The sequence below is a fragment of the Butyricicoccus sp. AM05-1 genome (genome assembly GCF_003474415.1).
Classification (GTDB): Bacteria; Bacillota; Clostridia; order Oscillospirales; family Butyricicoccaceae; genus Agathobaculum; species Agathobaculum butyriciproducens.
The window spans coordinates 225059-238755 of record NZ_QUDG01000004.1 but is presented as its reverse complement, the minus strand read 5'-3'; the positions used below and the strand labels follow the sequence as shown (position 1 = coordinate 238755).

18 protein-coding genes are annotated in these 13697 nt (G+C 45.5%); 3 read left to right on the top strand and 15 right to left on the bottom strand.

The window, feature by feature from the left end; all coding sequences use genetic code 11:
• Window positions 1–28 precede the first annotated feature (28 nt).
• The 14 genes from DW088_RS08350 to DW088_RS08285 all read right to left on the bottom strand — a co-directional run bounded on the left by DW088_RS08350 (window position 29) and on the right by DW088_RS08285 (window position 9374).
• Window positions 29–433, bottom strand: coding sequence for a hypothetical protein (locus DW088_RS08350; protein ID WP_442861180.1), 405 nt, complete (start codon window positions 431–433; stop codon window positions 29–31).
• 4 nt (window positions 434–437) lie between these two features.
• On the bottom strand, window positions 438–1277 hold the full coding sequence (locus DW088_RS08345; RefSeq protein ID WP_158574643.1) for a tyrosine-type recombinase/integrase: 840 nt from the start codon (window positions 1275–1277) through the stop codon (window positions 438–440).
• A gap of 32 nt (window positions 1278–1309) precedes the next feature.
• Window positions 1310–1696, bottom strand: coding sequence for an integrase DNA-binding domain-containing protein (locus DW088_RS08340; RefSeq protein ID WP_118360368.1), 387 nt, complete (start codon window positions 1694–1696; stop codon window positions 1310–1312).
• 9 nt (window positions 1697–1705) lie between these two features.
• A complete protein-coding gene (locus tag DW088_RS08335) occupies window positions 1706–2173 on the bottom strand; it encodes an excisionase (RefSeq protein ID WP_118360367.1) in 468 nt (155 codons plus the stop codon).
• A complete protein-coding gene (locus tag DW088_RS08330) occupies window positions 2170–3363 on the bottom strand; it encodes a zinc-ribbon domain-containing protein (protein WP_118360366.1) in 1194 nt (397 codons plus the stop codon). Before DW088_RS08330 ends, DW088_RS08335 begins: the two co-directional genes overlap by 4 nt.
• Window positions 3364–3490: 127 nt before the next feature.
• Window positions 3491–4768 carry a tyrosine-type recombinase/integrase gene (locus tag DW088_RS08325; protein WP_110436397.1) on the bottom strand — a complete coding sequence of 426 codons (1278 nt, stop codon included), beginning with the start codon at window positions 4766–4768 and terminating at the stop codon, window positions 3491–3493.
• Window positions 4769–4877: 109 nt separating this feature from the next.
• The gene (locus DW088_RS08320) at window positions 4878–5090 is read right to left on the bottom strand and encodes an excisionase (protein WP_118360365.1); all 213 of its coding nucleotides are present in this window, start codon (window positions 5088–5090) and stop codon (window positions 4878–4880) included.
• The gene (locus tag DW088_RS08315) at window positions 5087–5569 is read right to left on the bottom strand and encodes a hypothetical protein (protein ID WP_147356556.1); all 483 of its coding nucleotides are present in this window, start codon (window positions 5567–5569) and stop codon (window positions 5087–5089) included. Before DW088_RS08315 ends, DW088_RS08320 begins: the two co-directional genes overlap by 4 nt.
• Window positions 5566–5943 (bottom strand): type II toxin-antitoxin system PemK/MazF family toxin, encoded by a 378-nt coding sequence (locus DW088_RS08310; protein WP_118360363.1) that lies wholly within the window; start codon window positions 5941–5943, stop codon window positions 5566–5568. The genes DW088_RS08315 and DW088_RS08310 overlap by 4 nt, the downstream gene beginning before the upstream one ends.
• Before the next feature lie 28 nt (window positions 5944–5971).
• Complete coding sequence (locus DW088_RS08305) at window positions 5972–6565, bottom strand: hypothetical protein (RefSeq protein WP_118360362.1); 594 nt, start codon at window positions 6563–6565, stop codon at window positions 5972–5974.
• A gap of 264 nt (window positions 6566–6829) precedes the next feature.
• Entirely contained in the window at window positions 6830–7078 is a 249-nt protein-coding gene (locus DW088_RS08300; protein WP_118360361.1) for a hypothetical protein, read from the bottom strand.
• A gap of 23 nt (window positions 7079–7101) precedes the next feature.
• Window positions 7102–7827 (bottom strand): ImmA/IrrE family metallo-endopeptidase, encoded by a 726-nt coding sequence (locus tag DW088_RS08295; protein WP_118285411.1) that lies wholly within the window; start codon window positions 7825–7827, stop codon window positions 7102–7104.
• Window positions 7828–7839: 12 nt separating this feature from the next.
• Complete coding sequence (locus DW088_RS08290) at window positions 7840–8103, bottom strand: hypothetical protein (RefSeq protein WP_118285412.1); 264 nt, start codon at window positions 8101–8103, stop codon at window positions 7840–7842.
• Window positions 8104–8132: 29 nt separating this feature from the next.
• A complete protein-coding gene (locus DW088_RS08285; protein WP_118360360.1) occupies window positions 8133–9374 on the bottom strand; it encodes a DNA polymerase Y family protein in 1242 nt (413 codons plus the stop codon).
• A gap of 151 nt (window positions 9375–9525) precedes the next feature.
• Here DW088_RS08285 and DW088_RS08280 point away from each other — a divergent pair, with 151 nt between their 5' ends.
• A complete protein-coding gene (locus DW088_RS08280; RefSeq protein WP_110436388.1) occupies window positions 9526–10347 on the top strand; it encodes an XRE family transcriptional regulator in 822 nt (273 codons plus the stop codon).
• 31 nt (window positions 10348–10378) lie between these two features.
• Entirely contained in the window at window positions 10379–10585 is a 207-nt protein-coding gene (locus tag DW088_RS08275) for a helix-turn-helix domain-containing protein (RefSeq protein WP_110436387.1), read from the top strand.
• Window positions 10586–10862: 277 nt separating this feature from the next.
• Here the strand turns inward: DW088_RS08275 and DW088_RS08270 are convergent, their stop codons facing one another.
• A complete protein-coding gene (locus DW088_RS08270) occupies window positions 10863–12011 on the bottom strand; it encodes an SLC13 family permease (RefSeq protein WP_110436386.1) in 1149 nt (382 codons plus the stop codon).
• A 321-nt stretch (window positions 12012–12332) separates the two neighbouring features.
• Here DW088_RS08270 and DW088_RS08260 point away from each other — a divergent pair, with 321 nt between their 5' ends.
• The gene (locus DW088_RS08260; RefSeq protein ID WP_110436384.1) at window positions 12333–13619 is read left to right on the top strand and encodes a stalk domain-containing protein; all 1287 of its coding nucleotides are present in this window, start codon (window positions 12333–12335) and stop codon (window positions 13617–13619) included.
• Window positions 13620–13697: the final 78 nt, after the last annotated feature.

The following is a 13697-nucleotide window of genomic DNA, read 5'->3' as shown; positions in this document are numbered from 1 at the left end:
TCGTATTTTTCAAATTATAACGTAACCGTCAAACCTCCCGCATCTCCCGTGGCCAACTATTAGGGTAGCATTCACAAAAGAGTCTATGAATATGAACCGTCGTTTTTACTGAGAAATTACTGCCTTTCTCGGAAAGCACGCTTTCAATGTCCACTTTTTCATTCTCAATATCCACTTTCGCATTTCCCATATCCACTTTTTCTTCATTCAAAAGTCCACTTATATGTAGATTGCGATTATGAAGCTCATTCTTCTCGTTCAAAAGCAGATTTCTGAAAAACACTTCCAGATACTCCGTTGTTTCGTGAATACCTTTCTGCAGGTTCGTATAGTTTGCACGGACAAGTGCATTTCTGAAATACCACGCATTTTCCGCAAATATATCATTGGTAGCAGAAAAACCAAGTGTCCTCAAACAGGATTTGAGTTGCATAATTCTACTTCAGCTTCATCTTTCCCTCCATTCGCATCATCTCATTCTGGGATTGCGCTTTGGTCACGCTTGCATAAACGCGCATGGTTGTTTCGGCATCTGCGTGCCCCATGATAATCTGAACTGTTTTCAAGTCTATTCCGCCCAGAATCATCCTCGTACAGAATGTATGCCGCAACATATGACATGTGATCGGGGGAAGAGGATTTTCCTCTCGGCCTTCTTGTTCTGCCTCGGCGTGTTCCTCCTGATTATATTTCGCCGTAATTCTTTTAAGCTGACGGTTGATGCGATGATTCGAGTAAACGCGACCATACAGATCACGAAAGGCGAAATTCATATAGCCATCAACGACAATCTGATTATCTGCATTGAAATCATTTCTTCTTTCATACAGCGCCAGCAGCGTGTCCCTTACTTCTGTCAGCATGGGGATTTCCCGCTTTCCCGTATTACTCTTCGGCACAGTCACAGTGTACTTACACGTTCCGTCCAGGGTAGCAGTATAGTTCATCGTATGATTGATGCTGATCGTATTCTTTTTGAAGTCAATATCATCCCAGGTAAGGCCCGCAAGTTCACCGGAGCGAATACCGGTTCCGAGAAATACGGTCAAAACAGGAAGCAGTTCACGATAATCCAGCGTATGAGCAACGTAAGAAAGCAATCTATCCTGTTCTTCCTCGGTTAAGGCATCTCTGTGTTTCGGCTCCCAGTCCTTTCTTTTTTTGAACTCCTGATAAACACCATCAACCGGATTAGCGGCGATATAATGTTCTCGACAGGCCAGCTCGAACACCGGATGAATTACATTGTTCAGATTTCCAAGCGTAGAAAGGCTCAAGCCATGTTTGAGCCTGCTGATATAGAACCGCTTCACATCAGAATATCGAACAGATTGGATTGGTCTTTTCCCCACTCGTTCTTTACATGCTTGTTATAAAGATAAATGTACCGGACCAGCGTTGTTTCCGCAATCTCGCATTTCATAGAAATATATTCTTGCCAAAACGCATTGACCGTTTTCGTCTTCTTAGGCATTGCTTTTGTGCGCCGGTCGGTAATCCTGTTCTCCATGTCACGCAAACATTCCGGATTGGTATCCCCTTTGGGCGGCTGATCTTCCGGGAGCAGCTTCCAGTTGGTTATGCTTTTGCGAACCCCGTTCTCGTCCGTATATCGGAATGTATAGCTGCCGTTTCTGATCTGAGCTTCTCCGGTCAGAAGCAGACGTCCCTTATTATCTCTTCGTTCCCTGGCCATTTCAGCACCTCACGATTCAGTGTTGTTATTACTAAACAGCTGAACCGCATTATTCAAATATTCTTCAAACATTTTTCGTTTGAAGAATACCCGTCCGCCGTTCCAGATCAGATACTTGGCGTACTTATCCTTCGCAATGATCTGTCGAAGTCTTCTTGTACCGATGTGAAAGTATTCAGCTGCTTCGGATAATGACAAAGCGTATTTCTCCCAGATTGGAACCTTCTTCATGTTGTAAGCGACATTTTCATGAGCGGAATGCATATCGCTTCTCGCTTGCCTAAAATCCTCAGCCCGCTCCTCCTTCATGGTATCTTTCATTCTTTTCGTTTTTCCTCTGCTCTCAGCCGGGGCATAATCGATTCCATCCTCCCGCTCTGCTGCCCGTTCCTTTCTGGGGTGCTGCATTTCTGGTTCTGCCTCCCTCAGCTCTTGTTCCAAAAGAATCCGCAACAACAATCTCATATCATCTGTCATCTTAATTTTCTCCTCTTCAGCAAGTTATATTTCTCCCTGCACAACGAGATATCGTCTGCCGCAGTTGTCTTAATATGTACATGATGCTCTCTCAAAATCGTTCGGATAAATGCTGCCGCATCTTCTGCCGACTTGAATGGCTTATACAGGATATAGCGAACATCTTGCAGCTCGCAAATATACCTCTTAACCTTCTGCTCATGATTCTGCTCATCGGTACTTCTTTCTTCGATAGCCAGATTCAACTCCGGGATATACATTTCCATGCGGATTCCCGTCAAGTCATCTGTGTCGAACTCCACTTTCAAATGGTTTTGTCCTGTATACAGCATGACAAGTAATTGAGGGAGTACATAAACAAATTCCTGCTCGCACTTTGGACATGGCACTTTTCGCACCGTTCGATTATAGATTTTTGCTTTCCATTCATGACCGCAGCTGCTTTTCCACCAGTATTCCTGCTTTGACAAGGCCGAAACCTGATCTGGTGTAATTGTTCCGTTCTTCTCGCAATTCCACTCTGCTGCTATTGCCGGGTGGGTCTTTGACAGGCTGTTCAGGTTTTCTTCTACCACTCGTCCAGCGCAGTACGGGCATCTGCTGCCATCCATTCTTGATGAAATCCACGCGCTGTACTCTCCTCCGCAGGATGGGCAATGCCACCAGAAAAGCCCCGCCTTGCTTGATGTAACTGCATCTGCTCCGACCTTGTTCTTCTCTGACCACTCCTTAGCAAGCTGCGGGTACTGTGAAGCAAAGTCGTTAAAGCCTTTCAGTAGTTTATGATCCTCGCAGTAGGGACAGCCATGCCCATCCGATCTGCTGGAAATCAGAGCATACCATTCATGCCCGCATTTTCCTTTCCACCACGCTTTCTTATTGCTGAATGCTGTTACCTCGTCTGGTCTTAGGGGATAATTCTTCTCCGACCATTCTGCCGCGATCTCCGGAAACCTCGATGCAAGGTCATTAAAACCGGCAAGCACACGGTTTCCGGAACAGTACGGACAACCGGGAGAATTTTTTCCGGTTCGGCTATGAGGACTTGCCTGCCATTCGTGTCCGCACTCTCCACGCCACCAAACCTTTTTATTGGAACCATAGCTGACATCCTTCGGCAGCAAAGGAAAATTGTGCGTTGACCACTGTTTTGCGACCTCTGGGAACATAATTTCCAGGCTGTTTTTCATTTTCCCACCTCGCTTTCCTTTAACGAGATTCAGTATAGACGAAAAAATTCAATATGAGAAATGTGCGAATTTGAAAAAGGGACCTGTCAGGCGATTTTTCATCGTCCTGGCAGATCCCGTTTTGTGCTTATATATTTTGTACCTGTCGCTCTCCCGTCCGGATATAGTTACTGTAGGTTAAAATCTCCCTCTTTTTCATTTCGTTCGACACCGTAACATAAATCTGGAGAGTGGTGGTTACATCCGCATGGCCTAGCACTGATTGTACGACCTTTACATTCAGTCCAGACTCGCACATACGCGTTGCAAAAGTATGCCGCAGTACATGACAGCTGAAACATGGGAGGAGCACCGGCTCATCGTCAATGTCATTGTTTTCAAGGATTTCGCCATTACAATCGCGCATGATTCTGCGCAGTGCCTTATTCAGTGTTCCCTGATGCTGTACCTCTCCGAATCGGTTGACGAAGATAAAATCAGAATAACCTTCGATATGGCTGACACTAATGATATTATTTTCTTCTTGATACTCTTTCTCCATCTTAAATGCTTCGACAACGCCCTCTGTCATTGGAATTTCGCGGATACCAGCCTTGGTTTTTGGCGTATTGATAGAGAAATAGCAGCCATGCTCATCACGATGATTGTAATAGACCAGAGTATGGTTCACGTTGATAAGTCCTGTCTTGAAATCCACATCACACCAGCGCAGGCCGGTAATCTCGCCAACACGCATCCCGGTGTTTGCCATGATATAAAAGACCGGATACCAGTGATTGTAGCGCGGCGAATTCCTGAGATATTCAAGGAAGATCCTTTCCTGCTCAACGGTCAACGCCTTTCGCTTTTCCACCTCGTGACCATGTGCCGATTTCAGCTCACGCAGCATATTGTCGGTCGGATTATTCCGGATCATATCATCATCGACAGCGATTGCAAAGACCTGATGGAGCACGTTATGAATGCCGTCCAAAGTAGAGATTTTCAAGATGCGCTCATCAACAAGCTGATTGTAGAACCGGCGTACATCTGATTTCTTAACCTGTGTCAGCTTTTTCTTTCCGAAAGTTGGCTTCACGAACATCTCATACATATAAATGTAGTTCTTCATCGTACTGTCTTTAACGCCTCTTTTCACCTGAACCCACAGGTCAAAGAGGTCATTTACGGTGATGTTCTTCACATTCGTTTTAATACCGTCATGCCGGTCTACGATGATCTGTTCTTCCTGCTCTCGCAAATCAGCCAGCGTGGGAGCATATACTGCATGGCGTTTTCCGACTTTATCCGTCCAGCGGTAAACATAGGTGCCATTATCTTTTTCACTTTCGCCTGTGCGTAGCCTGATATGCTTACTGTCAAAGCGAACGCCGTTCTTTGATTTGACTTTCTTCTTTGATACCATTGTTTTTCCCTTCCTTCATCAAATTTCTCTTACGGGAATAGCATAAACAATGACGTCCCGTTTTCCCAATGTATAAATGCAGTGGTCGGAAGCAAATCACACAGTTGCATTAGACGGAGTATGCGTTCTCCAGATACTCGTCCAGTTTCCGGCGCTTAATCATTCGCCTGTTGCCAACCCACATGACATAATCGCAGGTCGGCTCGTCCGTCATTTCTCTCAGCTTTCTGACACCAATGCCGGTATAGGCAGCAGCTTCTTCCAGCGTGATTGTTGGCCGTTCCCATACGGGAACCAGGTTGTTTTTTTCTTCTCTATTCATTTTCTTTTACCTCCTGCTGTTCGTTTCTCCGCATAGTCCTGATAATTTGTGTAACGGTATTCACACCAGTCATATTCTCTCGACTTGAAAAACTTCTTTCGGATAGCATCATAAAAGTGTTGAATCGCTCTGAGGTTGATGTTCTCCGTAAGGACTAAATCCCTGACTGTAATCTTTTCAAGCTGTCTGTGAATCTTTCTCCAGCCGGTGTAGTCGAAGCACTGATTCATTGCCCCGCAGTACATCGCCTCGTCTACTGTGATATTCGGATTCAGACTGCGATACAGGTAAACGATAATTTCCTCGACTCGTACTGCATCGAGCAGGTTCATATTCAGCAGATCAAAGACGCGCATATCCAGAACCTGATCCAAATGTTCAAAGCCAAGCGAATCGAAGTAATTCGCCACAGTACGGTTTACAACAGCCTGCCAGTCATCAAATACCACAAAGGCATTCAATTCGACATTCATCGTCACACCTTGTCTTTCTGCAACGAGCGCAAACCAAGACTGATAGCCGCTGCTGCATCAATCTGGTGCATAACGCTTTTGCTTACATGGCCAATCTTATCTCCCAGTCTGCACTTATCGACCGTCCGCAGCTGTTCCAGTAAAACCAGAGAGGGGCGTACACCACTCTCTCGACCTACATGCACATGAGTCGGCAAAATATTTTTTCTGATATTGCTGGTCAGCGGTGCAACAATAACCGTCGGACTATAGTGATTACCAACATCATTCTGAATGACAACTACTGGACGAAAGCCAGCCTGCTCAGAGCCAGCCGCCGCACCCAGCTCGGCATAGAGAATATCTCCGCGCAAGATGGGACTTCTCTTGTAAGTATTCATATCGACCCTCCTCAAATTTGTCCTCTCACTAATCAACTACAACCTTCGAGTCCAAAAACTGATAATCATTTTTGAAAAAATTCAAAATAAATTTTTCAAACAGCTTTACGCGGTATCTTGCCTGATGTTCCGGAATATCATATTTTTCCCTTAAATAGCTGCATGCCTTATGTTTTCTGCCATTCAAATAGAATCTGAGAACCTCATTCGCCCATGGCTTCCAGTTTTCAAGCGCGGCACGCAGCTGGCGCATAGTTTCTTTCTCAACAACAGCCTTCTCTACGCAAAAGCTATCTGCAACAAAGTCAGTCAAATCGCCTGCATCTTCGTTTGCACAAAGCGTGTCTGTAGACAGAAACTTATGCTTTCTTTTTTCATTCTGAATTTTGTTTCTGTAAGTTTGCTTGCTGTTCCACTTCTGATAATCCGGCAAGCCTGTTTCGATGTACATGACATCCAATCCATCCGTATCAGCAATTACATCCTTGGTAAACAGCCGGCGTTCCTGTAAAGGCAGTTCCTTATTCTTCATCAGTATCCGTGTGAATTCCTCCTGAGAGGCAATTCGCATACCCATACTTGTATTCTCTCGGTCAATATAGACCAGCACAGTCGTTTTCATCCTGCAATCTCCTTTGAATTTTTTTGAAAAATCAAAGAAGATTACGGATATGCGGCGATCAACGCCAGCCAATAAAAAACGCGCATTTCGTTCCTTTCTGGAACCAAATGAGCGCAAAAAAGCCACTTGATCTGCTAACCTACGCCACAATGATCGAACCATGCTTTCTAAAGCACAGGTTGCAAATCAAGTGGCGCAATGGAAGTCAGCACATCAAGTGGCTCCGGGGCACAATCTTGTTACTCCATATTCAATTCAATCCGTTTATGCGGTATGCAGCCGGAACGCAATCGGCGGAAACACTACTTCCTCGCCGCAGTTCGGGCATTTTGCCCTTGAAGGGCCATGTTCCCCCCGATACAAAATCTCGATCTTATGCTCACAGTATGGGCAGAGCCGCGCAACGCTAGTGCCGAAAGCCGCCATGCTGAACTGAAGTTTCAGTTCTTCCTGCTCCGCCTTCACCTGCGCATAGCGTTCCGGGTCCTGCGTCTTTACATCAAGTCTTGCCATATTGAAATACCTCCTCTGAGAATCTATCTATCTGTTTCATCACAGCAAATATCGATTAAACTGTACGGATTATTCAGGTCGTTTCGATCTACCAGACCCAGCTGCTTCATTCGAATTGCCAGCGCCGTTTTAGAGACCCCCATCTTATCTGCAATCTGCGAAAATGCTTCATACTGCCTTGCCGCAAATATTCGATTGACCATACGCATTTTCTTTCCTAAGCCATACTCCCGCATATACTGCAGGATCAGGTCTTTGGGCATCAGCACTGCTGAAGCCAGCATATTGGTACGCCATTCTTCCCAGTCTGGCGTCACGTTTCGTGGTGCAAAACGCAGGCTGTAATAGACTCTGCGCAGCTGAACGCCTAAATAGGTTTCTGGATACAGCATTCCGTATACCAGGTGGCAGGCTTCGTGCATCAGCGTGAAATTGTGACGCCCGATATTTGCGTTCTCGCTTCTCAAACTCTCGTCAACGAAAACCGTCCTACCATCCAAGGGCGCATATACCGGGTGCTCAACATCATCAAACACTTGAATCGCAACCGGAAGCATACAAGTCAGGCCCAGCACATGCCCAAACCGCGATAATTTATGATATGCGATCTGGAGGCCCAGCACATTGCTTGTCACAATTTCAGGGTCGATTCTCGTTAATTTTCGATTCTGCTGAGCACAGTACCGGTGATATGCCCGCACGATGCGTTCGGCAATCGTCTCGATTTCTTGAACCGTCAGGTAGGGCATAGCCGGCACCTCCTACACATGAAGGGTTTTGGCTTCTACAAACCACAGGCCTTCATCTTCAAAGAGAAATGTACGATGCTGTCCGATCCGGATGGAATACCGTATGCCGGTTCCTCCGACTTTACTCGCGGCGGCTCTCTTTCTGTCTAACACCTGGTCGATCTCATAGGTCTTGCCATCGGAGAACTTGATAGATAGCGGTATGCTGCCGCCATCCTTCGTATGGCGCACCAGGGTGTCTACATAGACCTTTTCCCAATTTACTGTCTGTTCCATAGTCTTTACTCCAAAGATTTATCTTTTTCCTATTGATACATCAGTCCCGGCATTTTTACGCTATCGCGTCCATCATCCGGCATCTTCAGATTGCCAAGCAGGCCAGCATACGTTAGAGATTTTTTGCCGAAACGACGACGCAGATCTTCGATCGCATCCTCCAGCCGCACTCTGCGATCTCGCCGCTCATAATCGACCATCAGTGAAAGCTGCTCTTCTGTTGTCTGAGGTATCAGGTCGATTGCGCGAATGGTGATTGCGCGAACTTTTTCAGTCCATATATAATGCTCTTTGAATAGCTGGAAGCCTGCTGCGGCTATTTCAGAGGGCAGCTGCGTTTTGAACGGCAGTTTGTACTGATACTGGGTACTGTAAAGGCTCTTGTTTCGCACAAAAATCTGAACGCCGGTAGCTGCCAGCCCATGCACGCGCAAGCGGTGGCCAACATCCTGGCTTAATTCCAGCAGCACATGAAGTACTTCTTCCTCGTTATCAAGGTCAGCCGTACAGGTAATGCCATGCCCTATTGACTTGACCGGACTGACAAAATCCTTCTGCATCACGCGAGACTCGTCCGTACCGTTTGCATATCGCCAGAGTTTCAGGCCATTGATGCCGAACATATATTTCAGCGTGCTCGGCTCCGTTGCAGCCAGATCACCGATTGTCTTGATACCGTAGCTGGCCAGCTTCTTCGTTGTGGCGCTGCCTACATAGAGCAGCTCTGATGCGGCCAGTGGCCAAATGTTCTCCTTGAAGTTCTGCTTTGTGATTACGGTAATTGCATCTGGCTTTTTCAGATCACTGCCCAGCTTGGCAAATATCTTATTGAACGATACGCCGATACTCACCGCCAGCCCCAGTTCTTCCTTCACCGACTGCCGGATCTCCTCTGCGATCTCCAATGGTTTGCCATATATCTCGCAGCCGGTCACATCCAGCCAGCATTCGTCCATTCCAAACGGCTCCACCAAATCGGTGTAACGGTAATAGATCTCATGTGCCAGCTTTGAATACTTCAAATACTGGTCATACTGCGGCGGAACAAGAATCAGGTCTTTACATCGCTGCTTTGCCTCCCAGTTTACCATGCCGGTTTTGACCCCAGCTCGCTTTGCAAGCTCTGACTTTGCCAAAACGATTCCATGCCGGTTCTCTGTTGATCCACACACTGCAACCGCTTTGCCTCGCAGTTTGGGATCAAGCATCATTTCAACCGATGCGTAGAACGAGTTCATATCACTATGCAGTATCGCACGGTCAGCACTCATTGCCACTCACCTCGCTTTCTGTGCTTTAAGCATATCATTTCGTTATGCGATATGTCAATCGTGCATTTGTATCGTTTTATTCAATTCTTTCTTGACACTGCTCTTTCCGACTTATATAATATAAGCATAAACACAGAGGGAGGAACAGACCATGAAAAAGGCTAACCGTTCCAGCAAGATTATCAACTTCAAAGATTTCAATACCGGCTATAATGCTGTTTCTGAAAGGGAAGATAATATCATCGGTAAAAAAATTGCAGATTTCCGTGCTGCAAATAAAATGAGTCTGACCGATCTGCGTATACTGCTTGAAATCTATGGTATATCTATAACCAACGCTTCTATCAGCAAATGGGAAACCGGAGCTTCTGTTCCGAACATCTATCAGTTTATTGCCGTTATGCAGGCTCTAGGCATAGACGAAAATATCTCCTTCTTCACGCGCGCTGCCGCACAGCTGAACCCAGAAGGATTGCGAAAGCTGCGCGAGTATCGTGACGATTTGATAGCTACCGGAAAATACAGAGTCGTTGCCAAGCACTCCTATGAAGAGGAATGCATTGATATGCCGATCAGCACTCTTTCCGTTTCGGCTGGTACCGGTACATTCCTCGATGAAGGGAATTTTGAAACTATCTCTTTCCCAAAGAGTGCAGTTCCTGATCGTGCTGATTTTGGTGTTCGTGTCTGCGGCGATAGTATGGAGCCGGTTTATCACGATGGTCAAATCGCATGGATTCAGGAATGCAGTGAACTGTCCCCAGGCGAGGTCGGCATCTTTATGTATGACGGCGACGGCTACATCAAGATGTATGATGAGCAGGAACCTTGTGAAGCCGAACGTTACGATTTTACTGACAGTGACGGCACACTCCATATGCAGTCTGTTCTGATTTCGTACAATAAAAAATACGAGCCGAAGCTCGTATCTCCATTAGTTAGATTTTCTATTGTAGGCCGTGTACTGAACTAATTTCCAATTAACCTCAGAGGAGGTCCTTGACTTGAATACTATTAGCCGTGTGCAGGAACTTGCTGACGAACGCGGACTTACCCTTTGTCAGCTCTCTAAAATATGTGATTTGTCCGAAGCCACAATCCGCACTGCTAAGAAACGCGGTAATCAGCTAAGTGTGGATACCATAGAGCGTATCTGCGAGGCACTGGATATATCGCTTAGTGATTTTTTTGCAGAAACCTTACCCAAATAAATTCGCTATACGCATGAGCTTCTATCTCCACTTTCGTAACCATCTAATCTATCCTCGCCAAGAAAAATACTGGATACCATTGCCTGTCGCTTTTCTGTATAGTAATCTCCGATCTTTTCATTGGAAAAAGCAAAGTGGTGTAAAGATTAATGATCTTTGTATTGGCACCGAAAATATATTTATTTCTCCGCGGCTTTTCTTCCAGGATGGGAGAGTGCCGCGGAGAATTTTTTGCGAAGAAAGAATTGCTATAACTTTCGTAATTCCGGGAAAACCTTTATCTAAGAAAAAAATACAATATTAACATGAATATCATGAATATAATATTGGAGGCTGTGAATATTCCCAAATACCTCCCTCTCAGATTCCTGTTTTCTTTTGCAATATATTTGAAACTTATCAGGCTTGCCATGGATGCAATCAGAGTGCCGAGACCTCCAATATTGGTTCCGACAATTAAAGCCCGGTAATTATCTGTAAAGCCGGATAAAAGAAGCGCAGCGGGAACATTGCTCATAATCTGACTGGCAAGAACAGCAGTAAGTGTTTCCCTTCCTGCCATGATTCTTTCCAGAAAACTGCTGAATTGCGGAATCCTTCCAAGGTTGCCGATAAAAATAAATAATGCGATAAAGGTGGCAAGCAGGGAGTAATCCACCCTGCTTATATTTTCCCTGTTTCTTAGCAGCATATATATAAGAACCACTACAAGAGGAATCTGGTATGGAATGATACGTGCAACAGTGAGCAGGCAGATTGTAAATAAGATCAGGTAAGCGGCCAGGTATTCCATGTTAAGTTCTTTTCTGTCAGAGAATCCCAAAAGAGTTTTATCTTTTTCGGAACCGCATACGTGAGGTGCTTTGGCAGCGGCTGCCTGTATCCATATCAGAAGAAGGATAAGTGCTGTGGCGGAATAGGGAAGCATCAGGGTTATTAATTCTGCCGCGGACATCCCTGCTCTGGCATATAGATAAAGGTTCTGCGGATTTCCGATTGGTGTGAGCATGCTTCCGAGATTAGCAGCGATTGTCTGCATGGCTACTATTTTAAGAAGCCAGTAATTGCCCAGTTCCTTTGGCATTTTATGCACAATGATCAGTGCAAGAGGAACAAAAGTAATCAATGCCACATCATTGGTGATCACCATTGACAGGAAGAAACATAAGAGTACCAACAGCCTGATCACACCCACAGTTCCCGATGTTCCCATCAGCAATTTTTTGGCAAGTATATCAAAAACACCAACAGCCTTCAAACCAGCTACAATTGCCATCAAGCAGAAGAGGAGCCAGAGAGTCCTGAAATCGATATAAGTAAAATAAGCCTTATCCGGTCTGACCCAGAACATAGAAAGAAGCGCCAGGATCACTGCAATTGACAAAACGGTTTCTTTCCTGAAAAAAACATATAATTTTTGTAACATAATATTTCCTTTCCGGTCCTCCTGGCTATCGTATGTGGCAGAAAAAAGAATCTAAACTGGAACTGGCAGCCTCCATGATCCGGCAGGTTATGCCTGAATTTCAGGAAAAAAAGCAGGTTATTAAAGACCTTAAAACAGCTGATTCATCAATAAGTCTTTTTTTCATTTTCATACCCCTTATCTTGTTTCGTGTCAATGTAAATTCATTATATCCTATCCATGTATTGAATGCAATGAGAATAGTAAATAGTCGGAAACTGTGGTATAATCAGGTTATCATGGTTTCCATTAGCATTCAAAATATAAAAGGGGAGAAAAAGTATGAACGAGCATGAAAATCAAACGATGAAAATATTCGGCAAGCGGCTGACTGCTAGCCTGCTGGGTGCAGCACTGGTGATGAGTATGCCGTTTGCGTCCGCGCTGACACAGAAGAACATTACCGTAGAGCGTGGTGTTACGGTTTATGTGGATGACCAGAAGCTCAATCCGGGTGACGCAAATGGCAATTCGGTAGAGCCAATGCTGTATAATGGTACGACTTATCTGCCGATTCGCGCGGTATCTGCGGCGCTCAATGTGCCGATTGCGTGGGACGGAACGACGTCCAGTGCGTATCTCGGTGAGCATAAGGTGGATCAGAATGCGGTAAACCGTGCGAAAGCGTATGTTTCGGTGATCGAGCAGCTGCAGAGTAAGTACGGCAAGCGCGCTGTCAGCGGCAGTATCGTCAGCGGTCTGGTGACGGCGATGCTCATCGATTTTGATGGGGACGGAAACGAAGAACTGCTTTGTGTTTGCAATACGAAGGATAAGATTCCGGCTGATCAGTGGGATAAGCATGGCACAAATGCATCCAGCAAATATATGGTTTACTCGTGGAATGGGTCTTCTGCGGTAAAACTGGTAGAAGATGAAGTGCCGTTTATCTTTACACAGAATGATTCTCGTAATTTCCCGCGAGTGCTGCCCATAGCTTCTCAAAACGGAAAGTATTATTTAGTATGGATGAGCAATGGTGATTTAGCAGGAAATAATAAAGCATATTCAATGGAGCGGATAGAGACTGTAGTGAATGGTCAGTGGCAGACGAAAGGCATCTGGCACTATGAAGATTGGAATTATGAGTCGGTAAGAGTATGGGATACGGACTTGTTCACTGGTGAAGTAATTGATACAGAAAACGATTGGAAAGAATTCGGCAAACTGCATTACTCTGCAAAGGAATATCGGGTAACATTTAGCAGCTACAATACGGATGGACATCAGAATAATACCCTTAGCAATCTGGCTCCTGCACCGGAAATCGCACTTTCCAAGCTGAAAGCTATCGCCAACTCGCAGTCGTCCATTCTGGGCGGCAAGGCCTCGGGCGAGTATAATGCGAAACGTCGAATGGAAAAGCTGGCTGTTGAAACCGGGGTTAAGGTCTATGTGAACGACAAGCCGATTGTTCCGACCGACGTCAACGGCAAGACGGTTGACGTGCTGCTTTACAAGGGCACGACCTATCTGCCGGTTCGTGCCGTTGCAAATGCACTCGATCAGGCTGTTGCATGGGATGGCGCGAGCTACAGCGTATACATCGGCAGTCACAAGGACGTATAGGTAATTACAGCAAACCCACCTTATATGGATCATTGGAGCTTGAGGGAGTCGAAGATGATTCATTCGTGAAAAGAAAGG

Coding starts and splice junctions, on each gene's coding strand:
- DW088_RS08310 (WP_118360363.1), bottom strand. CDS start 5,943: ATGAATACTTACAAGAGAAGTCCCATCTTGCGCGGAGATATTCTCTAT.
- DW088_RS08295 (WP_118285411.1), bottom strand. CDS start 7,827: ATGCCCTACCTGACGGTTCAAGAAATCGAGACGATTGCCGAACGCATC.
- DW088_RS08320 (WP_118360365.1), bottom strand. CDS start 5,090: ATGAATAGAGAAGAAAAAAACAACCTGGTTCCCGTATGGGAACGGCCA.
- DW088_RS08285 (WP_118360360.1), bottom strand. CDS start 9,374: ATGAGTGCTGACCGTGCGATACTGCATAGTGATATGAACTCGTTCTAC.
- DW088_RS08340 (WP_118360368.1), bottom strand. CDS start 1,696: ATGGCCAGGGAACGAAGAGATAATAAGGGACGTCTGCTTCTGACCGGA.
- DW088_RS08335 (WP_118360367.1), bottom strand. CDS start 2,173: ATGACAGATGATATGAGATTGTTGTTGCGGATTCTTTTGGAACAAGAG.
- DW088_RS08305 (WP_118360362.1), bottom strand. CDS start 6,565: ATGAAAACGACTGTGCTGGTCTATATTGACCGAGAGAATACAAGTATG.
- DW088_RS08270 (WP_110436386.1), bottom strand. CDS start 12,011: ATGTTACAAAAATTATATGTTTTTTTCAGGAAAGAAACCGTTTTGTCA.
- DW088_RS08325 (WP_110436397.1), bottom strand. CDS start 4,768: ATGGTATCAAAGAAGAAAGTCAAATCAAAGAACGGCGTTCGCTTTGAC.
- DW088_RS08350 (WP_442861180.1), bottom strand. CDS start 433: ATGCAACTCAAATCCTGTTTGAGGACACTTGGTTTTTCTGCTACCAAT.
- DW088_RS08300 (WP_118360361.1), bottom strand. CDS start 7,078: ATGGCAAGACTTGATGTAAAGACGCAGGACCCGGAACGCTATGCGCAG.
- DW088_RS08330 (WP_118360366.1), bottom strand. CDS start 3,363: ATGAAAAACAGCCTGGAAATTATGTTCCCAGAGGTCGCAAAACAGTGG.
- DW088_RS08260 (WP_110436384.1), top strand. CDS start 12,333: ATGAACGAGCATGAAAATCAAACGATGAAAATATTCGGCAAGCGGCTG.
- DW088_RS08290 (WP_118285412.1), bottom strand. CDS start 8,103: ATGGAACAGACAGTAAATTGGGAAAAGGTCTATGTAGACACCCTGGTG.
- DW088_RS08280 (WP_110436388.1), top strand. CDS start 9,526: ATGAAAAAGGCTAACCGTTCCAGCAAGATTATCAACTTCAAAGATTTC.